General features: G+C 49.9%; 29 protein-coding genes. 4 read left to right on the top strand and 25 right to left on the bottom strand.

From position 1 onward, the window contains the following. The 3 genes from SHK35_RS02795 to SHK35_RS02785 all read right to left on the bottom strand — a co-directional run. Window positions 1-890, bottom strand: an 890-nt coding sequence (locus SHK35_RS02795; RefSeq protein WP_318708453.1) for an ATP-binding protein, incomplete at its 3' end; no start/stop codon positions are given. A gap of 190 nt (window positions 891-1080) precedes the next feature. Beyond that, window positions 1081-1932, bottom strand: a complete 852-nt coding sequence (locus tag SHK35_RS02790) for an SIR2 family NAD-dependent protein deacylase (protein WP_318708451.1) — start codon at window positions 1930-1932, stop codon at window positions 1081-1083. Then, window positions 1929-2717 (bottom strand): protein-ADP-ribose hydrolase, encoded by a 789-nt coding sequence (locus SHK35_RS02785; RefSeq protein WP_318708450.1) that lies wholly within the window; start codon window positions 2715-2717, stop codon window positions 1929-1931. The genes SHK35_RS02790 and SHK35_RS02785 overlap by 4 nt, the downstream gene beginning before the upstream one ends. Before the next feature lie 286 nt (window positions 2718-3003). Here SHK35_RS02785 and SHK35_RS02780 point away from each other — a divergent pair, with 286 nt between their 5' ends. Then, complete coding sequence (locus SHK35_RS02780) at window positions 3004-3321, top strand: winged helix-turn-helix transcriptional regulator (protein WP_318703711.1); 318 nt, start codon at window positions 3004-3006, stop codon at window positions 3319-3321. A gap of 12 nt (window positions 3322-3333) precedes the next feature. On the opposite strand, the gene SHK35_RS02775 is transcribed toward SHK35_RS02780, so the two are convergent. Genes SHK35_RS02775 through SHK35_RS02755 form a run of 5 tightly spaced genes read right to left on the bottom strand, consistent with a single transcriptional unit; the run spans window position 3334 to window position 7037 of the window. Beyond that, window positions 3334-3753, bottom strand: a complete 420-nt coding sequence (locus SHK35_RS02775) for a GNAT family N-acetyltransferase (protein WP_318708449.1) — start codon at window positions 3751-3753, stop codon at window positions 3334-3336. Window positions 3754-3765: 12 nt separating this feature from the next. Continuing rightward, the gene (locus SHK35_RS02770; RefSeq protein WP_318703709.1) at window positions 3766-4635 is read right to left on the bottom strand and encodes a carbon-nitrogen hydrolase family protein; all 870 of its coding nucleotides are present in this window, start codon (window positions 4633-4635) and stop codon (window positions 3766-3768) included. 56 nt (window positions 4636-4691) lie between these two features. Beyond that, window positions 4692-5267, bottom strand: a complete 576-nt coding sequence (locus SHK35_RS02765) for an HDIG domain-containing metalloprotein (protein WP_318708447.1) — start codon at window positions 5265-5267, stop codon at window positions 4692-4694. 50 nt (window positions 5268-5317) lie between these two features. Beyond that, window positions 5318-6547 (bottom strand): glycoside hydrolase family 28 protein, encoded by a 1230-nt coding sequence (locus tag SHK35_RS02760; protein ID WP_318708445.1) that lies wholly within the window; start codon window positions 6545-6547, stop codon window positions 5318-5320. A 10-nt stretch (window positions 6548-6557) separates the two neighbouring features. Then, complete coding sequence (locus SHK35_RS02755) at window positions 6558-7037, bottom strand: methylglyoxal synthase (protein WP_318703705.1); 480 nt, start codon at window positions 7035-7037, stop codon at window positions 6558-6560. A 183-nt stretch (window positions 7038-7220) separates the two neighbouring features. Here SHK35_RS02755 and SHK35_RS02750 point away from each other — a divergent pair, with 183 nt between their 5' ends. Then, entirely contained in the window at window positions 7221-7829 is a 609-nt protein-coding gene (locus tag SHK35_RS02750; RefSeq protein WP_318703704.1) for a histidine phosphatase family protein, read from the top strand. 4 nt (window positions 7830-7833) lie between these two features. Here the strand turns inward: SHK35_RS02750 and SHK35_RS02745 are convergent, their stop codons facing one another. The 7 genes from SHK35_RS02745 to cls all read right to left on the bottom strand — a co-directional run bounded on the left by SHK35_RS02745 (window position 7834) and on the right by cls (window position 17055). Next, window positions 7834-8892: a DUF5688 family protein gene (locus tag SHK35_RS02745; RefSeq protein ID WP_318708443.1), complete on the bottom strand. Its 1059-nt coding sequence runs from the start codon at window positions 8890-8892 to the stop codon at window positions 7834-7836. A gap of 149 nt (window positions 8893-9041) precedes the next feature. Continuing rightward, complete coding sequence (gene recQ, locus SHK35_RS02740; RefSeq protein ID WP_318708441.1) at window positions 9042-10907, bottom strand: DNA helicase RecQ; 1866 nt, start codon at window positions 10905-10907, stop codon at window positions 9042-9044. Beyond that, window positions 10900-11730 carry a deoxyribonuclease IV gene (locus SHK35_RS02735; RefSeq protein WP_318703701.1) on the bottom strand — a complete coding sequence of 277 codons (831 nt, stop codon included), beginning with the start codon at window positions 11728-11730 and terminating at the stop codon, window positions 10900-10902. The genes recQ and SHK35_RS02735 overlap by 8 nt, the downstream gene beginning before the upstream one ends. Further along, window positions 11730-12950 (bottom strand): C40 family peptidase, encoded by a 1221-nt coding sequence (locus SHK35_RS02730; protein WP_318703700.1) that lies wholly within the window; start codon window positions 12948-12950, stop codon window positions 11730-11732. The genes SHK35_RS02735 and SHK35_RS02730 overlap by 1 nt, the downstream gene beginning before the upstream one ends. 9 nt (window positions 12951-12959) lie before the next feature. Then, window positions 12960-14351: an asparagine--tRNA ligase gene (gene asnS, locus SHK35_RS02725; protein ID WP_318703699.1), complete on the bottom strand. Its 1392-nt coding sequence runs from the start codon at window positions 14349-14351 to the stop codon at window positions 12960-12962. A 67-nt stretch (window positions 14352-14418) separates the two neighbouring features. Beyond that, on the bottom strand, window positions 14419-15480 hold the full coding sequence (gene tig / locus SHK35_RS02720) for a trigger factor (RefSeq protein WP_318703698.1): 1062 nt from the start codon (window positions 15478-15480) through the stop codon (window positions 14419-14421). A gap of 102 nt (window positions 15481-15582) precedes the next feature. Continuing rightward, the gene (gene cls, locus SHK35_RS02715; RefSeq protein ID WP_318708440.1) at window positions 15583-17055 is read right to left on the bottom strand and encodes a cardiolipin synthase; all 1473 of its coding nucleotides are present in this window, start codon (window positions 17053-17055) and stop codon (window positions 15583-15585) included. A gap of 191 nt (window positions 17056-17246) precedes the next feature. Here cls and SHK35_RS02710 point away from each other — a divergent pair, with 191 nt between their 5' ends. Then, entirely contained in the window at window positions 17247-17723 is a 477-nt protein-coding gene (locus SHK35_RS02710; RefSeq protein WP_318708438.1) for a hypothetical protein, read from the top strand. Window positions 17724-17767: 44 nt separating this feature from the next. Here the strand turns inward: SHK35_RS02710 and SHK35_RS02705 are convergent, their stop codons facing one another. The 5 genes from SHK35_RS02705 to ispE form a co-directional block, all read right to left on the bottom strand. Then, window positions 17768-18190, bottom strand: coding sequence for a DUF1934 domain-containing protein (locus tag SHK35_RS02705; protein ID WP_318703693.1), 423 nt, complete (start codon window positions 18188-18190; stop codon window positions 17768-17770). Between the two features lie 26 nt (window positions 18191-18216). Beyond that, window positions 18217-19041 carry a glutamate racemase gene (gene murI, locus SHK35_RS02700; RefSeq protein WP_318708436.1) on the bottom strand — a complete coding sequence of 275 codons (825 nt, stop codon included), beginning with the start codon at window positions 19039-19041 and terminating at the stop codon, window positions 18217-18219. Between the two features lie 21 nt (window positions 19042-19062). After that, window positions 19063-19326, bottom strand: a complete 264-nt coding sequence (locus SHK35_RS02695) for a hypothetical protein (RefSeq protein ID WP_318703688.1) — start codon at window positions 19324-19326, stop codon at window positions 19063-19065. Between the two features lie 83 nt (window positions 19327-19409). After that, the gene (locus tag SHK35_RS02690; RefSeq protein ID WP_318703686.1) at window positions 19410-20096 is read right to left on the bottom strand and encodes a GntR family transcriptional regulator; all 687 of its coding nucleotides are present in this window, start codon (window positions 20094-20096) and stop codon (window positions 19410-19412) included. Between the two features lie 35 nt (window positions 20097-20131). Next, window positions 20132-20989 (bottom strand): 4-(cytidine 5'-diphospho)-2-C-methyl-D-erythritol kinase, encoded by an 858-nt coding sequence (gene ispE / locus SHK35_RS02685; protein WP_318703685.1) that lies wholly within the window; start codon window positions 20987-20989, stop codon window positions 20132-20134. Between the two features lie 191 nt (window positions 20990-21180). Here ispE and SHK35_RS02680 point away from each other — a divergent pair, with 191 nt between their 5' ends. Next, window positions 21181-21792 (top strand): hypothetical protein, encoded by a 612-nt coding sequence (locus SHK35_RS02680; protein WP_318708435.1) that lies wholly within the window; start codon window positions 21181-21183, stop codon window positions 21790-21792. A 59-nt stretch (window positions 21793-21851) separates the two neighbouring features. On the opposite strand, the gene SHK35_RS02675 is transcribed toward SHK35_RS02680, so the two are convergent. The 5 genes from SHK35_RS02675 to SHK35_RS02655 form a co-directional block, all read right to left on the bottom strand. Continuing rightward, window positions 21852-23402 carry a DUF3794 and LysM peptidoglycan-binding domain-containing protein gene (locus SHK35_RS02675; protein WP_318708434.1) on the bottom strand — a complete coding sequence of 517 codons (1551 nt, stop codon included), beginning with the start codon at window positions 23400-23402 and terminating at the stop codon, window positions 21852-21854. Between the two features lie 62 nt (window positions 23403-23464). After that, window positions 23465-24373 carry a dihydroorotate dehydrogenase gene (locus SHK35_RS02670; RefSeq protein ID WP_318703679.1) on the bottom strand — a complete coding sequence of 303 codons (909 nt, stop codon included), beginning with the start codon at window positions 24371-24373 and terminating at the stop codon, window positions 23465-23467. Then, the gene (locus SHK35_RS02665; RefSeq protein ID WP_318708432.1) at window positions 24373-25143 is read right to left on the bottom strand and encodes a dihydroorotate dehydrogenase electron transfer subunit; all 771 of its coding nucleotides are present in this window, start codon (window positions 25141-25143) and stop codon (window positions 24373-24375) included. The genes SHK35_RS02670 and SHK35_RS02665 overlap by 1 nt, the downstream gene beginning before the upstream one ends. Beyond that, entirely contained in the window at window positions 25140-26426 is a 1287-nt protein-coding gene (locus SHK35_RS02660; RefSeq protein WP_318703796.1) for a dihydroorotase, read from the bottom strand. The genes SHK35_RS02665 and SHK35_RS02660 overlap by 4 nt, the downstream gene beginning before the upstream one ends. 71 nt (window positions 26427-26497) lie before the next feature. Next, window positions 26498-26905 carry a protease complex subunit PrcB family protein gene (locus SHK35_RS02655; RefSeq protein ID WP_318703675.1) on the bottom strand — a complete coding sequence of 136 codons (408 nt, stop codon included), beginning with the start codon at window positions 26903-26905 and terminating at the stop codon, window positions 26498-26500. Window positions 26906-26930 lie beyond the last annotated feature (25 nt).

The raw sequence follows: 26930 nt of genomic DNA, 5'->3' as shown, positions 1-26930 counted from the left end.
ACTGCAATGGAAGGATCCACAAAATAGCGGGTATTCGAAGTCCGTATTGCTGTTTTAGAGCGAAGATTCGGATTCCAGGCTTCCATTTCCTCAATTACAAATATTTTTTGTAATGCGTTGATATAAGAATATACCGTGTCTGTGTCAAGAGATTCCGCATCATTCGCCATAATGTCATCCTTAAGCAAGGTATTTGTTGCCTGTGAGCCCTGGTTTCTGGCATAAGAACGCATGAGGCGCTTTACCCGCTCCGGATTTCTTGTGATTCCATCCGCTCTGGAGATATCAGATTTTACAACCGCATCATAATAATCAAAGGCCTGTTCAAGCGCAACCTCTCCTTTCAGGTCGGTTGCCCTGGGCCAGCCACCGCGGCACACCAGAAAAGCCAATTGATTCAGGTCAAGCGAATTTTCGCCTTCGATCTGTTCCGGTGTCTCAAAAAGTGCTTTTAAACTCACCTCTCCAGTCGAGTTCAGAGATTCATATAAGCTCATCGGACGCATCAATATCCACGAGAAGCGTCCTGTTCCGGTATGATGAATATGCTCATGGGAAGCCGGAACTGCAGAGCCTGTTAAAATAAACTGTCCCATTTCATCCCTGTGATCGACCTCAAATCTGACGGCATCCCACAGCTTCGGCGCAATCTGCCATTCATCGATCAGCCGCGGGACTTTCCCCTTCAAAAGTCTCCCTGGACTAATTTCTGCCATTGTCAGATTTTGTTGTTCTTTTTCCGGATCTGCCATATAAAGAATACTGCCGGCAATCTGCTCAGCCGTTGTTGTTTTTCCACACCATTTAGCCCCTTCAATCAAAACAGCACCTTTTCCAAGCAGCCGTTTTTCTAATATTTTGTCTGCAATTCTTGCTTTATATTTTCTCATTTAACTTGAGCCTCCTGCCACACAATACCTATTTATATTTTCTCCTGTTCACCCAAAAGTATACCTGTTTTTCGGCATTTTGGCAAATACATTTTCGGCATTTTGGCAGTTGCTTTTTCGGCTATTTGGCTCTTTTATATTTCTTTCATCAATACACAGCGTCCATAGCAGAAACTGAACCTGCTTCTTTTCATTTTAATTTTTTTAATACTTCGCCAATATCCCCGTCAATGCAGATCGAGCGACTGGCAATTTCTTTTGGCGCGCCGGCTTCTCCCAGGTTGACGCAGGCATAAACCGCCTTGGGATTCTCCGCTGTCATTCTCCAGAAGGAAAATTTCACTATGCCCGGGGTATTCATGCCTACTCCCAGTTCCAGATAAAGCACTCGCATATTTTCATGCCTTCTGACAAAATCACTATACCTTTCCGAAGCCTGATACCAGCCCTGATCCTGAACAAAGGAATTGTCCGCCCGCAGATTCATGGTCATAGGCTCGCCGCAGACCGGGCAATGAGGGATCAAATCTGTGGGTACACGCATATCCCTCTGCCGCTCCATCATCCTTCGGACTGTTTCCTCGTTGTCATAGGTCTTGTCGTGACAGGGTTTGGAGCACTGCCACAGTCCGTAGTCCCCCTGGGTATAAAACAGCCGCTTCTTATCAAATCCGGCCTTTTGGAAGCAGTGGTCCACATTGGTGGTAAGGACAAAATAATCCTTATCCTCTATCAGCTGATACAAGTCCTGGTACACCGGCTTTGGCGCGTCCTGATAGCGGTTGATAAAAATATACCGGCTCCAGTAAGCCCAGTACTCTTCCAGGGTGTCATAAGGGTAAAAGCCCCCGGAATACATATCGTGAAAGCCATACTTTTCTGCAAAGTCCCCAAAGTACTGATGAAATCTTTCTCCGCTGTACACAAAGCCAGCCGAGGTAGAAAGCCCGGCGCCTGCGCCGATTAAAACGGCGTCCGCATGGTCAAGCGCTTCCCGAAGCTGCCCTATGGCACCTCTCATTCCACTTTCACGCTTTATCATCTGTCCACCCCCAGAATTCTTTCATAGATTTCCCTGTCCACATCCTTAAATACATTGAATATGACGCGAATATTATAATCACCTGCATCCAAAAAGGATTTTACTGTCTCCACTGCAAGTTCAGCCGCCTGCTCATTGGGAAAGTGAAACTCTCCCGTAGAAATACAGCAGAAGGCAATGCTTCTGCAGTCCTTTTCCACTGCCAGCTCCAGACAGGAGCGATAGCAGGACGCAAGCAATTCACAGTCCCGTTTCGTTACACCGCCGTAAATAATAGGCCCCACCGTGTGCAGAATATATTTTGCAGGCAGATTGAAGGCAGGCGTGATTTTGGCCTTCCCTGTGGGCTCCTCATGTCCCTGTTTTTTCATGATCTCATTGCATAAGAGCCTCAGCTGGATACCGCTTCGGGAATGGATGATGTTATCAATACAGGAATGGAGGGGATGAAAGCAGCCAAGCAGCGCACTGTTGGCGGCATTGACAATGGCGTCGGCCTTTAAGGTGGTAATATCCCCCTGCCATAAAATAAGCCTGTGATCTGAAGGGACAGGAGACAAAAGGGCACTGTCAACAACGCCCCGAAGCTCACATTCCCTGTGCAAATATTCGTCCTGTATTTTTAAAAACTCCTGGCTGACCGGCTTTGGCATACGCACATTCATCAGACTGCGCAGCAGGTCCTTTTGCTCTTTCTCCTGTGCCGGAATAGGAATTTTTTCATATTCCGGTTTCTCTGCCAGCAGTTGGCGGATCAGATAAATCCGTTTCTGGTCATGTGTCATGATCGTGCACCTCTTTCCTTTCTTAGCTTCCCATTTGTAAAATGATTATAGACCGTATTTTCGCCCCTGTTAAGTACGCACTTTTTGGTAACTTACTCCCCACAAAGGTAACCCTTTTATATCCTTTTCCCCAAAGCCATTAAAAAAAACCGGCGGCTGCCGGTTCTGCTTCTTGTTTTCTTTTGCATATAGAATTATAATGTGTTCATAAAGTCAAAAAAGAAATTAAAAGCATTTTGTTATAGTACTTGCCTTTTGGAAACAAATAGAAATTGGATGTCTGTCTATGGAAAAAACATTGCCTGCATGCCCTGTGGAAACCACTCTTATGCTCATCAGCGACCGCTGGAAGGTACTGATCATCCGCGATTTGCTGGAGGGCACAAAGCGTTTCGGGGAATTAAAGCGGTCTGTGGGAAACATATCCCAGAAGGTCTTGACCGCGAATCTCCGTTCCATGGAGGAAAGCGGACTTCTCACCCGCAAGGTATATGCCGAAGTGCCACCCCGGGTGGAATACACACTGACGGAAACCGGCTACAGTCTGAAGCCCATTCTTGACGCCATGGTGGAGTGGGGAACCCAATACCAGCAAAAGTTTTAACAGAGGGGAAAATCAGTTCAGCTTTTTAAACATCCACACATGAGGGCAGCCCTCCTCAAAATCAGGAGCGCCGTATTCTGCATAGCCTTGTTTTTCATAAAAGGGCTCTGCCTGTTTCTGTGCATGCAAAATCACGGTCTCGCCCCCGGCTCTCTTTATCTGTATCTCAGCCTGTTCCAACAGCTCTGCGCCCAAATGCTGTCCCCTGTACTGCCTAAGCACCGCTATCCGGCCAATGACATATTGCTTCCGCTCCCGGTCCAAAAAGAAGCGGCAGGTTCCGGCCGCCACTTCGCCGTCAAATAAAATCAAATGCTTTGCGTAATCATCGATTGTATCAAATTCCTCTTCAAATCCCTGCTCCTGCATAAAAACCATTTCTCTGATTTTTCTTGCCTCTTCCGGCAAATCGTCATACACTACAGTGCGCATTTCCATTTCCTCTCAAAACCTTTTTTCCCTCACAAAGGGTTCTGTGACCTCCTGAGAGATCAATAGCTGATATTTTTCAGGATGCCGGTAAGCATTGCCGTGAACCTCCTCGCGGCGGTACCTTCGCAGCATATCCAGATCAAATTCCGCACAGTAAATCCCTTCCTCCTCCCCAGCCTCCAAAATGCAGGTGTCCCTGGAATCAGCAAGCTCCGGCAGATAGGCGACGCCGTCAAAGGCGGAGGAATGCCCGTTGCAGTCCGGCCAGCCTTCAGGATAATTACAGGTGGCAATTCCCATCATATTTTCGTAGGCTCTGCCCCGCAGCTGGGAAAGACGGTTGATCTCCATAGGACAGGCATTGGGCACAAGCACGATTTCCGCCCCCTTCAGCATAAGGATTCTGGCGCTCTCGGGAAATTCCCTGTCAAAGCAGATCATGGCGCCGATCTTTACCATTCCCTCCGCTGTATCCAGATCCGTCACATAAAAATCATCTCCTGCAGTGAGCCTGCATTCCTCCCCAAAATCACAGGTATGCACCTTGGCATATTCCAGGACCTTTTTCCCATGGCGGTCAAATAGCGCCATCGTGTTTCTGGGAAGCGGCTCGTGACGCTCCAAAAAGGTTACTGCTATAGCCATATCAAGCTCCTTTGCCAGACGGCCAAAGGACATAACAAACTCGCCGTCCGCCGAAACAGCCTCCTGCCTGAGTTTCTCCACATCCTCTGAAATCTGATAGCCGCTGCTCCACATTTCAGGAAACAGTGCGATATCTGCACCCTGTTTCTTGGCCTTGCGGCACCATTCCATTCCAATTTTGTGATTTTCCTCCCGGGAAGCTCCCGGGAGAATCTGCAGTAACGCCACCTTTAGCATAATGGATTATCCTTCCCTTTATATGGCTTTTCTCAATCGGTTTCCCTCAAAGCCTTCTACAGCGTCCCCCTGAGGCCGATCTCATCGGCCCGTTCCTTCATGCCCTCAATAGCCTCCCGCATCACGTCATCCATATCCATGCCCAGCATCTCGCAGCCCTTTTTTATGACCTCTCTGTTTACCCCAGCGGCAAAAGCCTTATCCGTAAACTTCTTTTTCAGGGATTTCACCTCTAAATCCAGCACGCTCCTGGAAGGGCGCACCAGACAGGCCGCATTAATCAGTCCCGCCAGCTCGTCCACGGTATAAAGGGTCTTTTCCATTGGGCTCTCAGGCTTTACATCCGTGCACAGCCCATAGCCGTGGCAGCTCATGGCGCGGATGTAGACCTCATCGATGCCGCGCTCCCGCATAATCTCCTCTGCCTTTTTGCAATGCTCCTGAGGATACTTCTCATAGTCCAGATCATGCAGCAGCCCGGCCACGCCCCAGACCTCCTCATCCTCCCCGTTAAGCCTTGCAAAATGCCGCATAATGGCCTCCACAGCCTGAGCATGACTTAACAGCGCAGGCGTTTTCGTGTATTCCGTAAGCAGCTCCCAGGCTGCCTTCCTTTCCAATTTCTTTTCCATTATCGTTCTCCCTTCCGAAGCGTCACACAGACCACTCCTTATCCTTTTGGCTATTTCACAGCATTTTCCCCTTGACTTTTCCTGCCTGACACCTGTGTGTCCACAGACTGCAGATTTTGAATGTTTTTCGTCTCCATGCCATATTCTCCCGAAGCCTTCACATTTTCGAGGAAAATATTCCTATAGGGCATTTCGGGAAGCCCACAGAGATACACCCCATAGCCCTCTTGTGTATCCACCGTAATATTCTTAAAATAAATACCGTCCACCTCAGGGGTCGTCTCATCCACCTTTACGGGTGCATCCCAGTCAAATTCTTCCTCCCCGTAAAATCCATCCGCATAAATGGCTCCCCGGAACCATTTTGTGGCCTTTACCTCTTTGTCTGCGTTGACCAGCGTACAGTTTTCAAAATGAATATTTCTGATGTAGCCGCCTCTTCCCCGCACCGCCTTAATGCTGGCAAGGCTGAAGGTATTTTCAAAGGTACAGTTTCGCACAAAAACATCCCGGACGCCCCCGGACATTTCGCTTCCCACCGCCACGCCGAAGCCGCTTTTAAAAACGCAGTTCTCCACAGTAACATTGATGGAGGGGAGCCCTATACGCCTGCCCTCCGCATCTCTTCCCGATTTCACCGCAATACAGTCATCCTGGCTGGCAATCAGGGAATTTCGGATCAGCACATCCCGGCAGGAATCCACGTCGATGCCGTCTCCATTGAAAATCCCCTGATACTTTTCCCCGTTTTCATCGTATTTGCTGTGCACGGAAATCCCATCCAGCAGCACATTGTTACAGTAGATTAAATGCAGGCACCACGCCGGCGACTGGCGTATGGTCACATCCCTCAGGGTAACATTTTTGGCATTCCAGATGCAGACGGCACGCCCCCGTTTCCCCTTATTTTCCTCCATTTCCAGGGCAAACAGCTCCACACCGTTGGCGTCAAGAACGCCCTTTCCCTCTATTGTAATATTTTCACAGGGGGCTCCGTTTGTGTTGATCAGGCTCGCATAACAAAGCTGCATAAGCCCCTCAAAGGGACAGCCCACAACCGGAAAATCCCGGATGTCTCCGCTGCCCTTAAGCCTTGCGCCCTCTTCCAGAAACAGCGTCATATCACTTTTTAAAAACAGGGCGCCGGTGACAAATTCCCCCTTAGGAACATACACAATGCCGCCTCGGCCGCAAAGATCTATGGCCCTTTGTATCGCCTTCGTGCACACCATGCCCCCGTCCGGCACAGCTCCAAAGTCTGCTATGTTAAGCCGCTGCATGTTCTCTCCTTTATGCCTCCTGCATGCTCTGTGCCCGCAACGCAATATTCTTGTTAAAGTTGATTACATCATGGTCATAGCATTCATTCATCAGGCTGGAGTGCACCAGAAAATCCGCCGTGGCCTTATTGTTTGCAATGGGAATATCATACACCTGGGCAATGCGCAGAAGGGCCTTTACGTCAGGATCATGGGGCGCAGCCGTCAGGGGGTCGGAAAAAAATACCACGAAATCTATTTTCCCCTCCACAATCTTTGCTCCAATCTGCTGATCCCCGCCCAAGGGACCGCTGTTGTAGCCCTTTACGGGCAGCCCTGTCTTTTCCGTGATCATCCTTGCCGTAGTGCCTGTTCCACACAAAAAATGCCGTCTCAGAATTTCCTCATTGTCCTGACACCACTTTATCATTTCCTGTTTTTTGCCGTCATGGGCAATCAAAGCAATGTTTTTCTGCTTGCCGATCGTAAGTGTAATATAATCCCTTTCCATACCTTCCCGTGCTTCCTTTCCTTTTTTGACAGTCAATACCGTTTTATCAAATTTTACCTTCTTTGCCGCCTTTTGTCGAGTCCCTGCACAGACGCTATTTTCATTTTGTCCGGAAGATGCTATGATAGAAGCTGCTGAGGAAATAGACAAAAAAAACTATTTTCCTCTGAAAGGAGCACACCTATGATCATTTACCTGATACGCCACGGAGAAACCGACTGGAACAAGGCCTTCCGCTTCCAGGGGCAGTCCGATATCCCTCTGAACGCCTCCGGCATTGCCCTTGCCAAAAAAACCGCAGAAGCCTTAAGAACAGTTCCCTTTGAAATGGCCTTCAGCTCTCCTCTGTGCCGGGCTCTGGAAACTGCAAGAATCATAATCGGAGACCGCCAGATTCCCCTGTCCACAGACGACCGGCTCAAAGAAATCAGCTTTGGTGTCTGGGAGGGCACCGTAGTGCCGCCCCAGATGAAGGAGGGGGACTCCAATCCTCTCTATGATTTCTGGAAAAGGCCCAAGCAATATGTACCCGGTCAAAATGGGGAATCCTTCCACAGTCTGTATCAAAGAAGCGCATCTTTTCTGAAGGAGAAAATTCTCCCTCTGGAAGGGGTCTGTGAAACTGTCCTGCTTGCAGGACACGGCGCTTTAAACAGAAGCATCCTAAACACCATAGCGCAGATTCCCCTGGAGGATTTCTGGCATTTTTCGCTGAAAAACTGTGCAGTGTCACAAATTTCACTGAAAAATGGTCATTTCCGCATCTTGGAACCTGGCAGAACCTATGATTAGCGCCCTAAACCTCTATGAGCTCATTTCTCGCCCGGCAATAGCGGTACACCTTGTCGGTGAGCATTTCCCGGCGGTCAAATACAGCGTTGGTATGCTGGATGGCCGCCTTCATCTCTCCCAGAATTTTGTGCTGTACCGGATGAATTACCGCCTCGTGTATGCTGGTAAATCCCACATAAAAGTCCCCATCCAAAAGCTCTGCCAGACGCTGCCTTACACCGGGATAGAAGAATGCAACGGCTCCGTTTAACCATCTCACCGTGGTAAGCCGGTATCCGCACATTCCCTCCTCCTGAGACTGGGGATGGATTTCTATGCTGATTTTCCCTTCCTCCTCCATAAAAATTCCATCCTTCCAGTCATAGGAGGAGCGGATATCCATGCCATGATAAAGCCTGGGCGGCATCTGGGCAAAGGTATTCAGAAGGGCTCCCGTGAGAGCTTCCTCAAAAGATACACCCCATCTTTCCACCATGCCCCTGGTAACCTTCATGGTCATAAAATCCTCTTCCAGATCATAAAGCAAAGCATACAGCACCAGACCGATTTCTCCATAACTCCAATAAACACAGTGCTCCAGCTCCTCTCTGTTTTCCCATATATTAAGGGGCCTCAAAATGAGCCTGCCGCAGTTTTGCTCATAACCCTTCTCCCACAGGGACGCCTGGGGTTCCTGCCCCCTGCTGCCCTGAAGCTTCATGGCAATTTCCGGCAGAACGCTCTGCCAGCCCTCCCGCAGAAAGCGCTCATACAAGGTGCGCACCTTCCAGCAAAGGATTCCGGAATATGCAGGCGCCCTTCCTTCCTCTTTGCACTCCGGCAGAGTATTTGCCTGCAAAGCATTTTCCGCAGGAGCATACTGAAGCAGCACAAGCAGCATATCCTCCTTGACGACAGCGTCCTTTGCAGACGGGGCATTTTGGTTCATGGCTGCAATAGCCCCCATGACCTGCGGCTCCCGGCACACTGTTCCCTTTTCCACAAGCCTTGCCGTTTTTCCCCACAGCCGGGCCTGGTTCAAAGCATTGCGGTACAGTTCCTTCTTAAATTCTTCATAGGTCATAATCCTTCTCCTTTTCACAAAAATTTTATAGTATAAAATGGGTACAATCGGCGAAAAGCCGTTGAAAACAGGTGTGACAGCACATTCTCTGTGCGCCATCCTGAATGAGAAAAGACAAGAGCCCTCAGAAAGCTCTTGTCCTAAGACTATCACAACACCTGGTCTTTGTCCAGAAAAATTGCAAGAAATCTTCTGCCGTATTTCTCAAATTTATATTGTCCCACTCCTGTTACCTGAAGCATCTCCTCTTTGCTTTTTGGCTTTAACACCCCCATATGCTCCAGGGTCTTATCGGAAAAAATCAGATATGGAGGCACCTTTTCTTCCCTGGCAATCTCACTGCGCAATGCCTTCAGCCGGTCAAACATAGGTCTTTGCAGGGAAGCGTTGCGTCCTTTTCCCCGAAAATCTGCTCTCCTCTTTTCTTCTGCAAAAGTCTCCCTTTGCCACAGCTCTTTTTCTTCTTTGGGAAGCTTTGCAAATATACGCTCTCCCTTTTGAGAAATCCGGTCCGATTTGTCTGTCAGCTTCAGGACGGCATACTGGTCATCCGTGGATGCCAGATATCCCTGACACAGCAGGTCGTTTAGCACACTCCGAAGAATCTGTTCCGGTGTGCCCGCCAGTGCTCCGTAATATAGGTTGTAATTCATGCGGTATTTTCTGATTCTGGCCGTATCTGCTCCCCGCACCGTATCCAGAATCACGGAGATTCCAAAACGCTGTCTGCAGGCCGAGACACAGCCCACCAGTGCACCGGCTATCCTTGTCACCTCCACCGTCTCAAAGGAGGAAAGACAGTTGCTGCAGTTTCCGCAGTCATGAGTACCTTGCTCTCCAAAATATTTTAAAATATAGTCTCTCAGGCAATGGTGGGTAAAGCAGTACCATGTCATTTTTTTGAGACGTTCCCTGTCCTTTGCCTGAACCACCGCCCTGACTTCTTCCTCCAGCTCTTCGTTTTCCTGACTGTTTTCAATCAAAAACTGGTTAGTGACCACATCCTGTCCGCCGTAGAGCAAAATACATTCTCCCGGCTCCCCGTCTCTGGCACAGCGGCCTGCCTCCTGATAGTAGGACTCCAGATTCTTGGGCATATTGTAGTGCACCACGTATCTTACATTGGATTTATCAATCCCCATGCCAAAGGCATTGGTGGCAACCATAATAAGCTTTCTGTCATAGGTAAAATCCTCCTGACTGATTCTGCGCTCCTCGTCGGAAAGTCCCGCGTGATACCGGGTAGCGGAAAATCCCTCCTCCTGCAGCCTTTCGCACACCTCCTCCACCAGCCTTCTGGTGGCACAGTACACAATCCCGCACTGTCCCGGATGTCTTTCAATAAAGCTGCGGGCAGCCGCGTACTTATCTTTCGGACTGTATACTCCCAGATACAGATTGGGTCTGTCATATCCGGTGGTCACCACAAAAGGCTCCTGCAGCTTCAAAAGAGAAATCACATCCTGCCTCACCTCTTTTGTGGCAGTGGCTGTAAAGGCTCCCACCACAGGCCTGGCGGGAAGCTTTTGAATAAATTCCGCAATTTTTAAATAGCTTGGCCGAAAATCCTGTCCCCACTGTGACACGCAGTGAGCTTCATCCACCGCTACCATGGAAAGAACCGCATTCCCGGCAAAGTCAAGAAATTCCTCCGTCCCAAGCCGCTCGGGTGCCACATAAATAATAGAATACCGGCCCTGTGCCGCATACCAGAGAGCCTTGCGGTATTGTCCATAGGTAAGAGAGCTGTTTAAATAGGCCGCATGCACTCCTGCCTGGTTCAATGCCGCCACCTGATCCTTCATCAGAGAGATCAGCGGAGAAATCACCAGCGTAATTCCCGGAAGCATCAGCGCCGGAACCTGATAGCAGAGAGATTTCCCCGCCCCCGTGGGCATGATACCCAGCACATCCCTGCCGCTTAGCAGACTGTCTATCAGCGCTTCCTGTCCCTCCCGGAAGCTGTCATAGCCAAAATATTTCTTTAAAACCGCAAGCTTTTCCCCTTTACTCATAAAGCCCCCTGAGCAAAGCGATCTCAGCCTGATACCCCTCCAGCTCGTTTGGCGTCTCCAGATAAAAGGGCAGGTCTCTCAGTCTTGGATGATTGATGATCCTGCCAAAGGCCGCAAGGCCGATTTCTCCCTGACCTATCTTCGCATGCCGATCCTTATGGCTGCCAAGACCGTTTAAGGAATCGTTCAAATGAACTGCTTTCAGCCGCTCTAATCCCAGGATTCTGTCGAATTCCTCTAAAACCTGATCCAGCTTTCCTGCAATATCATAGCCGCCGTCCCATACATGGCAGGTATCCAGACACACTCCCAGCTTATCAGAAAGCTCTACCCGCTCCAGAATACGGGAAAGCTCTTCAAAACTGCGCCCCACCTCGCTTCCCTTGCCCGCCATGGTTTCCAAAAGCACGGTGGTGGTCTGTTCCCTGGTCAAAACCTGATTCAGGGTATCCGCAATGAGCTCTATTCCCTTCTGCGCTCCTTGCTGCACATGACTTCCCGGATGGAAATTGTACATACATCCGGGCAGAAGCGAAAGACGCCGCAGATCATCCTCCAGGGTCTCCAAGGCAAACCTGCGTATGCCCTCGTCCTTTGCACAGGCATTCAAGGTATAGGGGGCATGGGCCAGCAAGCAGCCGATTCCCTTTTTTTCACAAAAGGCAAGCATGGCCTCCACATCCTGTTTCTTCCATTCCTTTGCCGCCCCTCCTCTGGGATTCCTGGTAAAAAACTGAAAGGTATTGGCTCCGATATCTTCCGCCGTCCGGGCCATGGCCAAAAATCCCTTAGATGACGATAAATGGCATCCTATCCGCAGCATCAAATAATTCTCCTTACCGCCAGAATGGTTCTATAGTTGGCATTGCTCACCTTGATGCCCGTCCGCTGCGTGCTGGCGTGCACGATCAGCCCCCCGCCGATGTAGAGGGCCACATGTCCGTCGTAGCAGATCAGATCTCCCGGCTGCGCCTCGTCATAGCTGACTCCTGCACCCGCGCTTCTCTGCTCGTAGGAAGTTCTGGGCAGGCTATATCCGAAATCCTTGTAAACCCGGTAGGTAAAGCCGGAGCAGTCCGCTCCGTTTGTGAGGCTGGTGCCTCCCGCCACATAGGGATTGCCAATGTACTGGCAGGCGTATTTTGCTATCTTTTTCCCCAGATCGCTTCCTGACGCATTCTCAATGGTGGAGGTATAGGAGGTGGGTGTGTAGGTTCCGTTGGCAGCGGAAGAGCTGCTTCCCTGGTTTTGCTGAGCCTGCAGCTTCTTTAACTGGGCCTGCTCCTGCTGCAGCTGGGTCTTGAAAACAGCCGCCTCCTGCTGGGCTCTCTTGATCTCCGCCTCAAAATTGGCGGATTCCTGTTTTTTCTTGGCCAGCAGAGTATCCAGGTTGGCCTTCTGAGACTCTAATGCCGTCCGGTCCGCTTCCAGCTGGCTTTTGTCTGTCTCAAGCTGTGCTTTTTCTGCCTCCAGCTGATCCCAGAGATCGTGAACCTGATTCTTTGTCTCTATGTATTCCTCCAGCTTCTCCTTGTCATACTCATAGATTTTTTCAATGTAGTCCATGCGGTTTAGCATGTCCGCCAGACCCTCGCCCTGGAGAAAAATGCTCAGATAGGTGGATTTGCTGTTTTCGTACATCAGACGGGTGCGCACAGCCATATCCTCCTGCTGTTTTTTCTCCCGCTCCACGGCTGCCTCATACTCCAGCTGGGTTTCGTCAATCTGCACCTGCTTGTCAGAAATCTCCGTCTCCTTGGATGCGATTTCGTCCTCCTTCATCCCAATGCTTGTCATGGTATTGATGATCTCTGAATTCAGGTCGGCTATTTTTTCCTCCACCAGATCCTGCTCATCCGTAAGAGAGCTGATCTTGTCATTGATGCCGTCCAGCTGATTCTGCGTGTCCTTAATCTGGTTCTGGATATCCGTTATGGATGTGGCCTCCGCAACAAGGGGCTGGGGTGCCGCCGTCTGCACCGCTGCGGCGGTAAGTCCTGCAATCAATATAAAATTCATTATTTTAATGGTTTTTTTTCTCATACAGTTCCCTTACAAATCACAGTTGTTTACGGTGCGGGGGAAGGGAATCACATCCCGGATATTGCTCATGCCTGTGAGGTACATCACGCATCTCTCAAAGCCAAGGCCAAAGCCCGCATGACGCACGGAGCCGTACCGGCGCAGGTCAAGGTAGAAATCATAGTCCGCCTTGTTCAGTCCAAGCTCCTCCATCCTGCGCTCCAAAAGCTCCAGCTTATCCTCACGCTGGCTTCCGCCAATGATCTCTCCGATGCCGGGCACCAGGCAGTCCATGGCCGCCACCGTCTTTCCATCCTCGTTGAGCTTCATGTAAAAAGCCTTGATCTCCTTAGGGTAATCTGTCACAAACACAGGCCGCTTAAATTCCTTCTCCGTCAGGAATCTCTCATGCTCCGTCTGCAGGTCGCAGCCCCAGGACACCTGATACTCAAATTCCTCGTTGTGCTTTTCCAAAATTTCGATGGCCTGGGTGTAGGTCACATGGGCGAAATCAGAATTTGCCACATGCTCAAGCCTTTCAATCAGTCCCTTGTCCACAAACTGGTTGAAGAAAGCCATCTCCTCCGGCGCATGCTCCAGCACATAACGGATCACGTACTTTAACATGCTTTCCGCCAGCTCCATATCGTCCGTCAGGTCTGCAAAGGCCATCTCCGGCTCAATCATCCAAAACTCCGCCGCATGTCTGGTGGTATTGGAATTTTCCGCCCGGAAGGTAGGTCCGAAGGTGTACACGTTTTTAAAGGCAAAGGCATAGGTCTCCACATTGAGCTGCCCGCTTACGGTGAGATTGGTGGGCTTTCCAAAAAAGTCCTGGGTAAAATCCACCTTCCCATCCTGGGTTTTGGGAACCTTGTCAAGAGGCAGCGTTGTCACCTGGAACATTTCCCCGGCGCCCTCGCAGTCACTTCCGGTAATCAGGGGCGTATGCACATACACAAATCCTCTCTCCATAAAAAAGGTGTGGATGGCATAAGCGATCAGAGACCTGACCCGAAATACCGCCTGAAAGGTATTGGTTCTGGGGCGCAGATGGGAAATGGTTCTGAGATATTCAAAGCTGTGGCGCTTTTTCTGCAGCGGATAATCCGCCCCCGAGGGCCCCTCCACCGAAACCTCTTTTGCCTGCATCTCAAAGGGCTGCTTTGCGTTTGGGGTCTCTACAATGGTTCCTTTTACAACCAGCGCAGCTCCTACATTGATTTTGCGGATGTCGTCAAAATTGGAAAGACTGTCTCCATACACCACCTGCAGCGGTTCAAAGAAGGTGCCGTCGTTGATCACCAGAAAGCCAAAATTTTTAGAATCCCGGTTATTTCTCACCCAGCCGCCCACAGTGACTTCCTTGCCCGCAAACTGCTCTCTCTTACGATACAAATCTCTGATATCCGTTAAATTCATTTTTAACCTGTCCTTTCCTGTTCCTTCCATTTCTATTTCTATCGCCAGTCTTCGCCCCTGATCTGCGTCATTGACCTGTGCTTTGGTTTACCACCGCGTTTTCCGTAAGAAACGCAAGCACCTTCTCGTACATCAGATAATCCCTGTAATCCTCCAGAGAGGTGTCCCCAACGTATTCCTCCACCGTGTCGTAGCCTGCATTGTTTGCGTATTCCAGCAAAGTAGTGTTCAGCTCCTCGTCATCAATGTTAAGTCCCTCTCTGTTTGCCACCGCCTGCATGGCGATATCCTGCCTGACAGCCTCCTCCGAGTAGGTGCTCACAAAGGTATCCACGTCCATGCCGTAGAAATAGGAGGTCATGGTATCCGCATCCATGCCGTAGCTTTCCGCCTGGGTCTCAAGGCTTTCCCGCGTTACAGTCTCATACTCCTCCACCATGTACTGCGGCACCTCTTCAAACACGCAGTTTTGCATAAAGGCATCCAGCACTGCATTCTGCAGCTCTGTGTTATAGCTGTTTTCCGCATTGGCGTACAGATAGTCATAGGCATACTGACGCAGCTCCTCCACAGTGCCCACTCCCTCAATGCCCACAGAAGCAGCCACTGCATCCTCCATCTCCTGGGGAAGGATGAAATTCACAGTAACCGTAAACACCACATCCTGTCCCGCTAAATCTGCAGAACTATAATTTTCCGGGAAGGTCAGATTCAAATCCACCGTTTCGCCCGGTGTCACCCCGATCAGTCCCTCCTCAAAGCCATCGATAAACCTTCCTGAGCCGATAGTCAGAAGGCTTCCCTGTGCGGTGCCTCCATCAAAGGCTACGCCGTCCCTCTTTCCTTCATAGTCAATGTTTACCGTGTCTCCGTTTTCCACAGCCCGGTCCGTGATTCCCCCGTTTTCCAGCGTCACATTGTTGTTGTAGACCTCTCTCACCAGATTTTCCAGCTCGGTCTCGTCCACTGTGATGGGGTCAATGTCCACCTCAATTCCCTTGTATTCCCCGAGGGTCACGTAACTGTCCACATCCATATCCTTAAGGGGCACCTCTGTGTCACTGCCGCAGCCTCCCAGAATGCCTGCCGCAAGCACAGCCGCCATCCCTGCCATTACTTTCCTGTTCATCTTTTTCTCCATTTCTGATTTTTGTTTTCATTTCCGGCCGCTTTCGGCCAGAATCCTTAACGAACATCTTACCACAAAAGCCTCTCCATTAAAAGCCCCTTTCTACAGCAGAGGAGAGAGCAGCCGGCACACCTGTTCCTTTAAGCGGATGATCAGCGGCCTGGACGCATATACGTCCTTTGTAATCTGTCTGCAGCACTTTAAATCCTCTTTGAAAATCCGCTCCATCTCCTGTGCCTTCTTTTTGCTGTAAACCACTGCATTGACCTCAAAATTCAAAGAAAAACTGCGGATATCCATATTGGCGGTGCCATAGCAGAATACCTCTGCATCCGCCATCACTCCCTTTCCATGCAGGAAACCATTCTCATAGGTGTAACAGTTGGCTCCTGCCATGACCAGATCGCCAATATAGGAGTAGGTGGCCCAATACACAAAGGGATGATCCGGTTTGCAGGGAATCATAATATTTACCTCTATTCCTGAGCGCACGGCGATCAAAAGGGCCTGCAGCACCGCCTCATCCGGAATAAAATAAGGGGTTTGAATATAAATCCTCTCCTTAGCCTTGGTAATCAGCCGCATATAATTATCCCGGATCTGGTCTATGGTATTGTCAGGTCCGCTGGTAATAATCTGCATTTTACAGCCATCCCTTCTTCCCGGTGTGGGATTTATCAGAAGAGCCGGCCGCTGCAGCAGATTTTCTCTGGTAGCATAATTCCAGTCCAGAATAAACCTTAACTGCAGCCCCATCACGCCGCTTCCGCGAATACGAAGATGGGTATCTCTCCAATGTCCGAATCTCTCGCTTAAGCCGATATATTCCTTTCCAATGTTAAAGCCTCCCACATAGCCGATTTGATTGTCTATGACCACAATTTTCCTGTGGTTGCGGTAATTGATGCGCAGATGCAGCCTGCCAAGCCCCGGGGGAAAAAATTCCGCTGTCATAATTCCCTGGGCTCTCAGCTTCTTCCAATACCGGGAGCTTACCGACCTGCACCCCATGCCGTCGTACAGCACTCTTACCTCTACGCCCTGGGCCGCCTTCTCTATGAGCACATCCTTGATGCGGTTAAACAGCACATCGTTTTTGATAATATAATACTGAATGTGGATGAAATGCCTGGCCTTCTTTAAATCCTCTATCAGCGCCTCAAATTTTTCATTTCCTTCCGTAAAGATATCTATGTCATTGTCATCAGAAAGCACAGCGTCGGAGGTTTCCAGATTATACATCACAAGGTCCATGTACTCTCCAAGCTCCCCGCTGTCTTCCCCCGGTTTTCTGCTCTTTAGGCGGGATTCCTGCCTTCTGATGGCTTCGTTTACATGATCCTCCAGCTCTTTTATTTGAAACATTTTCCGCTTGTGCATGTCCACTCCCAGCACAAGGTAAAACACAAACCCCAAAAAAGGAATAAAGAACAGCAAAAGCAGCCAGGCCCATACGCTTTTTGGGTCTTTTCTCTGAAAAAACACGATGATAACGGCAAAAATCATGTTCCACCAAAAGAGATGTCCGAATAAAAATTCCAGCGCCGTCCCTGCAAATTCCCACAAATTTTCCATCCTGCGCACCTCCCGCCCCTCTTTTTCGTCCCGAAGCCGTCCTGTCAGCCATATGTGGCAAGTCCTTACAAGTATACCACAGTTTCCAAAAAAACTGTAGTTTTCTGTAAAATGTTTTATTGCCTATCCCAGCATACCTATGTTACAATGTCCTATATATTCCTATCTATTTATAAGGAGGTCTCAATGCAATGAGTCCAGTGACAATCACATTGTTAGTTATATTGGTGGTGCTTGTCATCGCCATCGTAGTGCTGTATTTTCTTGGAAAAAAAGCCCAGAAAAAGCAGGCCGAACAGCAGGAGCTTTTAGAGGCCAACAAGCAGACAGTCTCAATGCTGATTATTGACAAGAAACGGATGAAGCTTAAGGAAGCCGGCCTTCCCCAGATGGTGATCGACCAGACTCCCAAGCTTATGCGGGGTTCCAAGCTTCCCATCATCAAGGCTAAGGTTGGTCCACAGATTCTTTCCCTGATCAGCGATGAGAAGATATTTGACTCCGTCCCCGTAAAAAAGGAAGTAAAGGCTGTAGTCAGCGGCCTGTATGTTCTGGATGTAAAGGGGCTTCATGGAAAGCAAAATACCGTGCCGCAAAAGAAAAAGGGATTTTTCAAGCGCACCATGGAAAAGCTTCAGGAAAAAGCCGGAGCCAAGCCGGTGAAATAAAGAAAAAGGTGCGCTGCAGGGCGCACCTTTTTCTCCATGGGCCGTCACTTTTCCCTGACGCTGATACGCAGGCAGCTCTCCGAAAGGCTTTGCTCTCCGTGCCACAAGCCATATTTTATCACCACCTGTATTCCCCAAGGCCCTTCCTCCACCCTGACCTCTTTTGTGTCAATTTCCAGGGCAAATCTGCCGTAGGGCGTCACATAATCCGCAGGATGCCTTTTCTTCTCCTCAAAAACCATATGGGTACGGTTTTTCCCCCCTCTTACAAGCTCCATCCTGTCCTTCCCGATTTTGATTCTGCTTTTGGACCGTTCCCCGGTTTCCTCCTCCGTCTCCTCATAAAGCAGATAACGGCTTCCCTCTCTTTCATAATACACGGCGGAAACAGCCTGTTCCACCGGCTCGCCTTCCTCTCCCACACTGCTGTGCAGGCCGTTTATCAAAAGCTCTACCTCTTTTTTCATTTTTGCCCCGGATCCTCCAATGAGCCTCAATACTGCTCAATATTTACCGTTTTTGTAGACAGAATTCCATATTTTATAATGGAATTTGCAAATTGCTTAAATTTTTCAGCCCCGTCGCTTACATAAAACTGGTATTGATTGTCCCCCAGCTCCGGGGGCTCTTCATTCAATATACCCTTTTTGCCCAAAAGCTCCCTGAGCTCCCTGGCGGTCTCATAGGCCGGATTTACCAAAGTCACCTTTTCTCCCATGATTCTTCCCAGGGTGGAGCGGATCAAAGGATAATGGGTACATCCCAATATGAGAGTGTCAATGTCAATGTCGATCAGCTCCGTCAAATATCTCTTGGCGATCTCATCTGTGACCGGGTCCTGCCACAGCCCCTCCTCTACCAGAGGGACAAAAAGGGGACAGGCCTTTCCGTATATGGTCACATTCTCATTCAATTCTTGTATGTACTTGGAATAAATCCGGCTTCCAATGGTAGCCTCCGTAGCGATAACGCCGATTTTCCCGTTGCGGGTTACCTGAACCGCCGTCTTTGCCCCCGGCTTCACCACACCGATAATGGGAATATCCGTCTCCTTCTCCAGCTCATCCAGCGCATAGGCGCTGGCCGTATTACAAGCCACCACAATGGTCTTTACCTGAAAGCTTTGAAGGAATCTTACGATCTGCCTGGAAAAGCGGGTGACCGTCTCCTTGGATTTGCTTCCGTAAGGGACTCTGGCCGTGTCTCCAAAGTATATGATTTTTTCATTTGGTATCTGCCTCATGATCTCCCGCGCTACGGTCAATCCGCCCACGCCGGAGTCAAACACGCCGATTGGCGCCCCGTTTTCCCGCTTCATCTGCCTAAGTCCTTCCTTGCTTTATTTTTTCTGCGGCAATCTATGGTAAAGCTCCTCAAAGAGTCTGCTTTTAAAACTGATCTGGTCAGAATCTGCATTCAGAATTTCCCAGTAAATTTCACTGTCAAAGCTCCATTTTTGTGTTTCTGAGGGCTTTCCTTCCTCTGTGCCTGTCACCACGTAGGTGTCCGGCGTCATGGCAAACTCCGGATATAAAACGCCCCACCAGCCAAGAGCCGCGCAGATTCCCATTACAAGCTTGATTCCAGTCCATTTTTTCTTCATTCAATCTCCTCAGCTTTCCGGGAAAACTCTCCCTATGAGGATGATTGCCGCTTTTTCTTTTCTTATACCGGATTTTCCGCACTCTACTTATTTTTTTCTCTTTCCAGGCGTATCTGCCTGATAATGGCCTTCTTCTGATTATCTATGTGGAGCTTGGCTGCCAAAGAGGCCGTCTCCTTATCCTGATCCACAATTCCCTGATAAATAATTCTATGCTCCTCCACCAGCCTTTCATGCTGGCTGATATCCTTAATATACTCAAACCGATAGCGGTACATCTGTTCGGAAAGATTGTTGACCAGCTGAATCAGCCGGCTGTTGCCGGTGGCCTGTACAATAATATCGTGCAGCGCAACATCCGCCTGTGCAATCTTTTTCACGTCCTTGGTTTTCACCGCAAGCTCAAAGTTGTCGCAGGCCTGCTTTAGGCTTTCCAGCTCCTCCTTCGTAATCCGGTCGCAGGCCAGCTCCACGCACAGCGCGTCCAAAGCGCGCCTGACCTCCAGAACGTCGTTCATGCTCTTTTCCGTGATTTGAGCCACCTCAGCCCCTCTCCTGGGGATCATGGTCACCAATCCCTCCAGCTCCAGCTTGCGGATGGCCTCACGGATGGGAGTCCGGCTGACTCCCAGCCTGTTTGCCAGATGAATCTCCATAAGCCGCTCCCCAGGTTTGAGCTCTCCTGTCAGGATGGCCTGACGCAGTGTGTTAAACACCACATCCCTAAGAGGCAGAAACTCATCCATCTTTACCTGTAAATTATCCTGCATAGCTTCCCTCCATTCTTCTGTATATCCCATGTCCGTCAGCAGAATTCCGTTACAAAAATCTGTTTTGCCAGCTGTCTGCGCCGAATCTGTTCCCCTGCTCTTTTTGCCCGTTCCTCTTCCGTAAAAATTCCAAATACCGTGGGACCGCTTCCACTCATCAGACTGTTGACGGCTCCAAGCTCCTTCATCCGGTTTTTAATTTCCCCAATCACAGGATACGCCGGCACCGTCACCTGCTCCAGCACATTTTCCATGCGGTCTAAAATTCCCTGGAGGCTTCCCTCCTCAATAGCCTCCACCATGCCGTCAATGTCCGGATGGCTTTGGATTTTCCCAAGGTCCAGATGCTCATATACATATTTGGTGGACACACTGATATCCGGCTTTGCCACCAGCACATAGCAGTCCGGCGCCGGGGGAAGAGCCGTCAGCTTCTCTCCGATTCCCTCTGCCAGCGCAGTGCCTCCCATCACACAATAGGGAACATCCGCTCCGATGGCAACCCCAAGCTCCATAAGCTCCTTCAAAGTACAGCCCAAATCAAACATCCGGTTAATGCCCTTCATGACAGCGGCTGCATCCGTGCTGCCCCCGGCCATTCCCGCCGCTATCGGTATATTTTTCTTCAAATGAATGCGAAGCCCCTGGGAAATTCCATAATGCTCCTTCATCAGCCTTGCAGCCTTCCATACAAGATTATCCTGCCCTGAGGTCAGGCTTTCGCTGTCCGTGGTCAGAAGGATTCCTTCCTCCGTTTTTTCCAGGAAAAGCTCATCATAAATGCCAACAGTCTGCATTACCATTTTCACTTCATGGTACCCGTTTTCCAGTTTTCCTATCACATCCAAACCAAGATTGATCTTGGCATATGCCTTCATCAGATATTCATTCATGCTCCTTCCAATCTTCCTCCAAAATGTATTTTGTATACATAGATTGTATTTTATTATATACAAAAATTGGATTTTCGTCAACGCCGCCCCTAAGCTTTTCCCTCTCCCATGCCGATATAAATTACAAAATCAAGGATGATGCACCTTCTAAAATTATGTTTATGGCGCAGCGCGCCGGAAAAGAGGTAAGTATGAATGTAAATGGAATTACATCTACCCAGGCGGCCTACGACTATACGTCAAGCGTAAACACAAAAGAAAAACAGGCCTCCACAAACACTTCGGTTCCCAATACCGAAGAGGCGGGCGCAGTATATGAGCCCTCCAAGAAACAGCAGACAGACTCTGCAAAGAAAATCTATACTCCCGACACCAATCTGATCAACAAGCTGAAGGCAGACGCAGAGGCCAGAACGGCACAGCTTCGCAGCCTGGTAGAGCAGATGCTCTTAAAGCAGGGCACCGCCTACGGACAGGCCAACGATATCTGGCAGTTTTTAAGAAGCGGCAATTACACGGTAGATCCCGCCACCAAGGCACAGGCCCAGGCTGACATCGCCGAGGACGGATACTGGGGCGTAAACCAGACCTCCGACCGGATTATCCAGTTTGCAACGGCACTGACAGGCGGAGACCCCGACAAAATTGAAGAGATGCGGGCTGCTTTTCAAAAGGGCTATGATTCAGCCGAGAAAAAATGGGGAGGCTCCCTGCCGGAGATTTCCAAACGCACCTATGATGCCGTGATGGAAAAATTTGACCAGCTGGCGGCAGAGGCGGGCATTTCCTCCACAGAGGCCTAACCATCCCCTGAAATAAAAAATCAGGAAGAAATCCGGTTTCCCGGTTCTTCCTGATTTTTCTATTTTACGATCAAAAGCTTCTGTCCCGGCTTCAATTCATCACTTGCCAGGCTGTTCCATTCCCGCAGGGCATCCACAGGCACATAATATTTTTTTCCGATATTCCACAGATTGTCGCCTTCCTTCACCATATAGATGACCATGCCCGGCAGGCTGCTCATCTTGGCGCTGTCCAAATCGCTTACCTTCACCTGGCCAATCAGCTCCACAGGCACATTTTTGAAAACGGTGGTAGCAAAGACAAGCACCGCCTTTACGTCCATTTCCTCTCCATCCAGCATAGTCACCTGCAGCTGCTCCACCTCGGTATGCACTCTGCTTAAGTCCTCCGGGGCAATGTCCGGCACCTCCAGCGTATATTGATAGGGTATCTGGGCCTTTGCGCTTCCGTAAGGGTTCTCGTCATCCCCTGTTATGTACATCACCCTCACGGAAAGACTTCCCTTAAGGAGTATGCCGTTTTCTGTCACCTCCTGCTGATCCAGGGAAACGCATCCCTCACTGTGAAGCAGCTGCAGAATGGGCGAACCCGCCCCCGGCACCCGGATGTGATCCGTCACCTTTGTCTTTCCCGTCACTTTGGAAAGCAGTCTGCGCAGACTGGCAGGACGGCTTTCTGTCTCCACCTCCCTGGTAACCCCATAAACATCAGTTACCATCTCCGTCCTTTCTTCCTCATAGACACGTATGGAGATATCCAGCACCAGCTCAAGCCCCACGTTTCGTTCTTCTCCGTCAAAATCTGGCCGGATGACAAGCTCCTGCTGCCCCAGGCTGTAGCGGATATCCGGCACCATTCCGTCCCGACATCCATGACATTCTAAAACACCACTGAAAGGAAGAACCGTCTCAAAGGAGCGGATGGGATGCTCTTCCCCCTCCCCCTCATACAGGATAAAAAAGTGGATGTCCCCCTGAAGCGTCAGCTTTTCCTCCAAAACCTTAAATTCCACGTCCCCCAGGGAAACATGATTCCAGAGAATCTGAAAAATATTGGGATAATTGGATGGCAGGGAAACTTCTTCCTTTATGCGGAAAATATCATTTTTACTTATGGCAATCTGTGCTACGGTAACAGGCATTTTGCGGTACTGCACTGTCTCCTCCCCATGTATGCCGATGGGCACCTCCTCATCATAAAGCTCATCCACCACAGCGTGCAGGGTGACAACCGACTGTACATTAAGCTTTCTGGAATTTATGGTGCTTACAGTGAGGTCCTCCACCTCCCCCTCCACAGCTACGCAGTCGCCGGGAAGTGCTCCCTGGAGATTGATTTTCTCCTCAAAGGGTATTTTTCCCTCCAAAAGAGTCAGGCTCTTTCCTTCCTCCGAAGTGTGATATAAAGCATAAAAAAGCAATCTTCCCCTGACATTCACCACATCCGTTCCCGGCTTAATCTCATCTATAACCAGGACACCCTTTTCCAGATTCAGGCTGCCTACGTCCGGCTTGCTTTCAGGGATATTCACGTCATCCTCCAGGGTAATCTGGGTGAGCGCTTCCGCCCGGATGCGGTCCATATGTATATTCCTCTTTAAAAGCTCCACAAAAATACCTCCATATGTATACTTCTATAAATATACATATGAAGGCCTTTTTCTATTTATGACTATTCCTTCACTGCCCCGATGAGCTCCGTCACGTTTTCCACATGATACTGTTTCATATAGCTTTCAATTCCCTCAAGCACCTCCATGGTTGCACTGGGATTCACAAAATTCATGGCTCCCACGCTTACGGCGCTTGCACCGGCCAGCAGAAATTCTACGGCGTCCTCACCGTTTGCGATGCCTCCCATTCCTACGATAGGAATCTTCACGGCCTTTGCCGTCTGATATACCATGCGCACGGCAATGGGCTTGATGGCCGGTCCGCTCATGCCCCCTGTCTTGTTGGCAATGGCAAATTTGCGGCTGTGCACATCTATCTTCATGCCGGTTATGGTATTGATCAAGGAAAGAGCGTCCGCTCCAGCGGCCTCTGCGGCTTTTGCCATCTCCGTGATATCCGTCACATTGGGACTGAGCTTCATCATCACAGGCTGCTTTGCATGTCTTTTGATCTCGGAGGTAATATGATACAGAGCGTCCGCATTTTGTCCAAAGGCGATGGCTCCCTCCTTTACGTTGGGGCAGGATACATTGATTTCCAGCATAGCCACAGCGCTTTCCTCACCCAGTCTCTCCACTACCTCTACATAATCCTCCACGGTTTTTCCACAGACATTCACAATGATCTTCGTGTCATACTGCTTTAAGAAAGGAATATCCCTTTGCATAAACACATCAATGCCGGGATTCTGCAGCCCTATGGCGTTCAGCATTCCTCCGTACACCTCAGCCACTCTTGGCGTAGGATTCCCCGGCCAGGGAACATTTGCCACCCCCTTGGTCACCACTGCTCCCAGGCGGTTTAAATCCACAAATTCCGAGTATTCCATGCCGGAGCCAAAGGTTCCAGAGGCTGTCATAACAGGATTCTGAAAGGTCACTCCCGCAATCACTGTCTCAAGCTTCATCAGATTTCCACCTCCTCTGCTTCAAAAACCGGACCGTCTGTACAGATTCTGGCGTTGTGCACATGGGAGTGGTGGTCGATCTCCTTTGTTTTCACCACACAGCCCAGACAGGCGCCCACGCCGCAGGCCATGTGCTCTTCCAGAGAAATATAGGCGGGAATGTTCTTCTCCTGGGCATATGCCTTTATGGCCCGCAGCATAGGCATGGGCCCGCAGGCAAAAATCAGATCCGCCTCCAGACCCTTTTGTCTGACTGCATCCATAACATTTCCCTGCACTCCCACACTTCCGTCCTCTGTGGCAATCTGCACCGTCCCCAGTTTTTCCAGATCTTCCTTTAAAAACAAATGGTTATCCCGATACCCAAGAACAATCTGCTTGTCCCCTTTTATCTCCTGGGCCAGCTGTAAAATGGGAGGAATTCCGATACCGCCTCCCATGAGCAGCACTCTTTTACCCTCCCCTTTCTGAAAGGGAAAGCCATTTCCCAGAGGGCCCAGTATAAAGATTTCCTCTCCGGCTTTATAGGAGGAAAATTCTCTGGTTCCCTTGCCTGCAATCCGGTAAACAATGCGGATAGCCGTCTTTTGCTCGTTCACCTGGCAGATGCTGATGGGCCTTGGAAGCAGTGTGCTCTCACTTTTGGGGTAAATGCAGATAAACTGCCCCGGTCCCGCCTCCCCTGCAAGGTCCGTCTCAATCCACATATCGTAAATTTCCGGCGCTGTCTGTCTCTGAGAGAGCACTGCCGCCTTCTGTTTTTGCCTCATATGCTATCCTTCCTTTCCTTTTCTTCATACACCACCCGGCCTGCGCAGATCGTGGCCTTTACTCTTCCCTTAAGCCGCCAGCCGGTAAAGGGGGTGTTTGAGGCTTTGGATGCGTATTTTTCGAAAACTGTTTCCGCAGCCGTGTCGATGAGAACCAAGTCCGCAGGTCCGCCTTCTGCCAGATATCCCGCCCGCAAATGATACAAGGCCGCTGGATTACAGGTCATTTTGGCAAGAAGCTGCTTCATGGTAAGGTATCCTTCGTCCACAAGCTTTGTAATGCCCAGAGGCAGCGCCGTTTCCAGCCCGATGATGCCGCTTGGGGCCTCCGTGATAGGTTTTGCCTTTTCCGAGGCAGTGTGCGGAGCATGATCCGTGGCAATCAGATCAATGGTGCCGTCTGCCAGCCCCCGGATAATAGCCTGCCTGTCCTCCTCCTCCCGCAAAGGAGGATTCATTTTGGCCAAAGCCCCATACTCCAAAACCGCCTCCTCCGTCAGGGAAAAATGATGAGGCGCAGCCTCCGCGTGGATATGAGAGCCTTTCCTTTTGGCCTGGCGCACCAGCTCTACCGCCTCTTTGGTGCTGATATGCTGGATATTGATGTCAGCTTTCGTTTCCAGAGCCAGCTTAAGGTCCCGCTCCACCATAGTGATTTCCGCCTCTCTGGGAGAGCCCTCCACCCCCAGATTGGCGCTGACCTTCCCCTGATTGATGCCATTGTTCACAATATAGCCCGGGTCCTCCTCATGAAAGCTTATAGGCAGATCCAGCCTTGCAGCTTCCTCCATAGCCCGGCGCACCAGCCCTTCATCCAAAAGAGGCATGCCGTCGTCCGTAAAGCCTGCTGCGCCCCTCCCTGCCAGCTCCTCCATGGGAACCAGCTCCTTTCCCTGCATTCCCATAGTCACATTGGCGCAGGTCAGGACATGGATGCCTGTCCTTTTTCCCTTTTCCAGCACATACTCCAGGGTATCCACATTATCTACCGTCGGCTTTGTATTTGCCATCAGCACTACCGTAGTAAAACCGCCTCTGGCGGCTGCAGCGGCTCCGGTGGAAATATCCTCCTTCTGGGTAAAGCCAGGTTCCCTGAAATGCACATGCACATCCACCAGTCCCGGAGCCACCAAAAGCCCCTCCGCGTCTATCACCCTGCAGCCCTTTTTGGGCGCCTCAATCTCCTTTGCAATTTTTACAATGACGTCTCCCTCCGTAAGGATGTCATAATTGCCCTCTAAACCTGATTTTGGGTCTATCACATATCCGTTTTTGATCAGCATCATCCGTGCCTCCCTTGCCACATTTCACCTAAGTTTATCACGTTTTCCGGAAATAGGCAATCAGGGGAAGCTTACTCAAACATTACGGTCTGGTCCAGGTACTCCGTCTTAATCACAATATAAGGATAGGAAACGGTCTTATTGCTCTTTTCCTCCGGCTGCGGGCCCAGCAGACTGGTGTTTACATAGATGGCCGTATCTGTCAGGTACAGATCATTTACCGCAATGCTGTAGCCTCCCGTCTCCTGCGGGCCGTATCCGATACATATGTAAAGAGCTTCCCCATCCTTGTAGGTCAGCTGAAAGGCCTCGCTTTTTTTCTCCTCCAAAATCTCTGCAAGCTCCTGGGGTATTTTTTCCTCACTTAAAACCGTAAAATCCAAGTCTCTCAGTTTGACTCTCTCCTGGCTCATAAGAGTGCATCCACACAGGCACAACACGTTCAGGGCAATCAAAAGCCCCAAAAAAATCCGTCTCATTCTCTCAAATTCCCTGCTTTTGGGT

This window comes from Candidatus Acetatifactor stercoripullorum (genome assembly GCF_944382095.1).
GTDB lineage: Bacteria > Bacillota > Clostridia > Lachnospirales > Lachnospiraceae > Acetatifactor > Acetatifactor stercoripullorum.
Note: the sequence above shows the minus strand (reverse complement) of the source record. Positions and strands in the feature narration are given on the sequence as shown.

What these genes read in the sequence shown, in the direction of transcription:
- SHK35_RS02790 (WP_318708451.1), bottom strand. Translation starts at nt 1,932, where the DNA reads ATGATAAAGCGTGAAAGTGGAATGAGAGGTGCCATAGGGCAGCTTCGG.
- SHK35_RS02785 (WP_318708450.1), bottom strand. Translation starts at nt 2,717, where the DNA reads ATGACACATGACCAGAAACGGATTTATCTGATCCGCCAACTGCTGGCA.
- SHK35_RS02780 (WP_318703711.1), top strand. Translation starts at nt 3,004, where the DNA reads ATGGAAAAAACATTGCCTGCATGCCCTGTGGAAACCACTCTTATGCTC.
- SHK35_RS02775 (WP_318708449.1), bottom strand. Translation starts at nt 3,753, where the DNA reads ATGCGCACTGTAGTGTATGACGATTTGCCGGAAGAGGCAAGAAAAATC.
- SHK35_RS02770 (WP_318703709.1), bottom strand. Translation starts at nt 4,635, where the DNA reads ATGCTAAAGGTGGCGTTACTGCAGATTCTCCCGGGAGCTTCCCGGGAG.
- SHK35_RS02765 (WP_318708447.1), bottom strand. Translation starts at nt 5,267, where the DNA reads ATGGAAAAGAAATTGGAAAGGAAGGCAGCCTGGGAGCTGCTTACGGAA.
- SHK35_RS02760 (WP_318708445.1), bottom strand. Translation starts at nt 6,547, where the DNA reads ATGCAGCGGCTTAACATAGCAGACTTTGGAGCTGTGCCGGACGGGGGC.
- SHK35_RS02755 (WP_318703705.1), bottom strand. Translation starts at nt 7,037, where the DNA reads ATGGAAAGGGATTATATTACACTTACGATCGGCAAGCAGAAAAACATT.
- SHK35_RS02750 (WP_318703704.1), top strand. Translation starts at nt 7,221, where the DNA reads ATGATCATTTACCTGATACGCCACGGAGAAACCGACTGGAACAAGGCC.
- SHK35_RS02745 (WP_318708443.1), bottom strand. Translation starts at nt 8,892, where the DNA reads ATGACCTATGAAGAATTTAAGAAGGAACTGTACCGCAATGCTTTGAAC.
- recQ (WP_318708441.1), bottom strand. Translation starts at nt 10,907, where the DNA reads ATGAGTAAAGGGGAAAAGCTTGCGGTTTTAAAGAAATATTTTGGCTAT.
- SHK35_RS02735 (WP_318703701.1), bottom strand. Translation starts at nt 11,730, where the DNA reads ATGCTGCGGATAGGATGCCATTTATCGTCATCTAAGGGATTTTTGGCC.
- SHK35_RS02730 (WP_318703700.1), bottom strand. Translation starts at nt 12,950, where the DNA reads ATGAGAAAAAAAACCATTAAAATAATGAATTTTATATTGATTGCAGGA.
- asnS (WP_318703699.1), bottom strand. Translation starts at nt 14,351, where the DNA reads ATGAATTTAACGGATATCAGAGATTTGTATCGTAAGAGAGAGCAGTTT.
- tig (WP_318703698.1), bottom strand. Translation starts at nt 15,480, where the DNA reads ATGAACAGGAAAGTAATGGCAGGGATGGCGGCTGTGCTTGCGGCAGGC.
- cls (WP_318708440.1), bottom strand. Translation starts at nt 17,055, where the DNA reads ATGGAAAATTTGTGGGAATTTGCAGGGACGGCGCTGGAATTTTTATTC.
- SHK35_RS02710 (WP_318708438.1), top strand. Translation starts at nt 17,247, where the DNA reads ATGAGTCCAGTGACAATCACATTGTTAGTTATATTGGTGGTGCTTGTC.
- SHK35_RS02705 (WP_318703693.1), bottom strand. Translation starts at nt 18,190, where the DNA reads ATGAAAAAAGAGGTAGAGCTTTTGATAAACGGCCTGCACAGCAGTGTG.
- murI (WP_318708436.1), bottom strand. Translation starts at nt 19,041, where the DNA reads ATGAAGCGGGAAAACGGGGCGCCAATCGGCGTGTTTGACTCCGGCGTG.
- SHK35_RS02695 (WP_318703688.1), bottom strand. Translation starts at nt 19,326, where the DNA reads ATGAAGAAAAAATGGACTGGAATCAAGCTTGTAATGGGAATCTGCGCG.
- SHK35_RS02690 (WP_318703686.1), bottom strand. Translation starts at nt 20,096, where the DNA reads ATGCAGGATAATTTACAGGTAAAGATGGATGAGTTTCTGCCTCTTAGG.
- ispE (WP_318703685.1), bottom strand. Translation starts at nt 20,989, where the DNA reads ATGAATGAATATCTGATGAAGGCATATGCCAAGATCAATCTTGGTTTG.
- SHK35_RS02680 (WP_318708435.1), top strand. Translation starts at nt 21,181, where the DNA reads ATGAATGTAAATGGAATTACATCTACCCAGGCGGCCTACGACTATACG.
- SHK35_RS02670 (WP_318703679.1), bottom strand. Translation starts at nt 24,373, where the DNA reads ATGAAGCTTGAGACAGTGATTGCGGGAGTGACCTTTCAGAATCCTGTT.
- SHK35_RS02665 (WP_318708432.1), bottom strand. Translation starts at nt 25,143, where the DNA reads ATGAGGCAAAAACAGAAGGCGGCAGTGCTCTCTCAGAGACAGACAGCG.
- SHK35_RS02660 (WP_318703796.1), bottom strand. Translation starts at nt 26,426, where the DNA reads ATGCTGATCAAAAACGGATATGTGATAGACCCAAAATCAGGTTTAGAG.
- SHK35_RS02655 (WP_318703675.1), bottom strand. Translation starts at nt 26,905, where the DNA reads ATGAGACGGATTTTTTTGGGGCTTTTGATTGCCCTGAACGTGTTGTGC.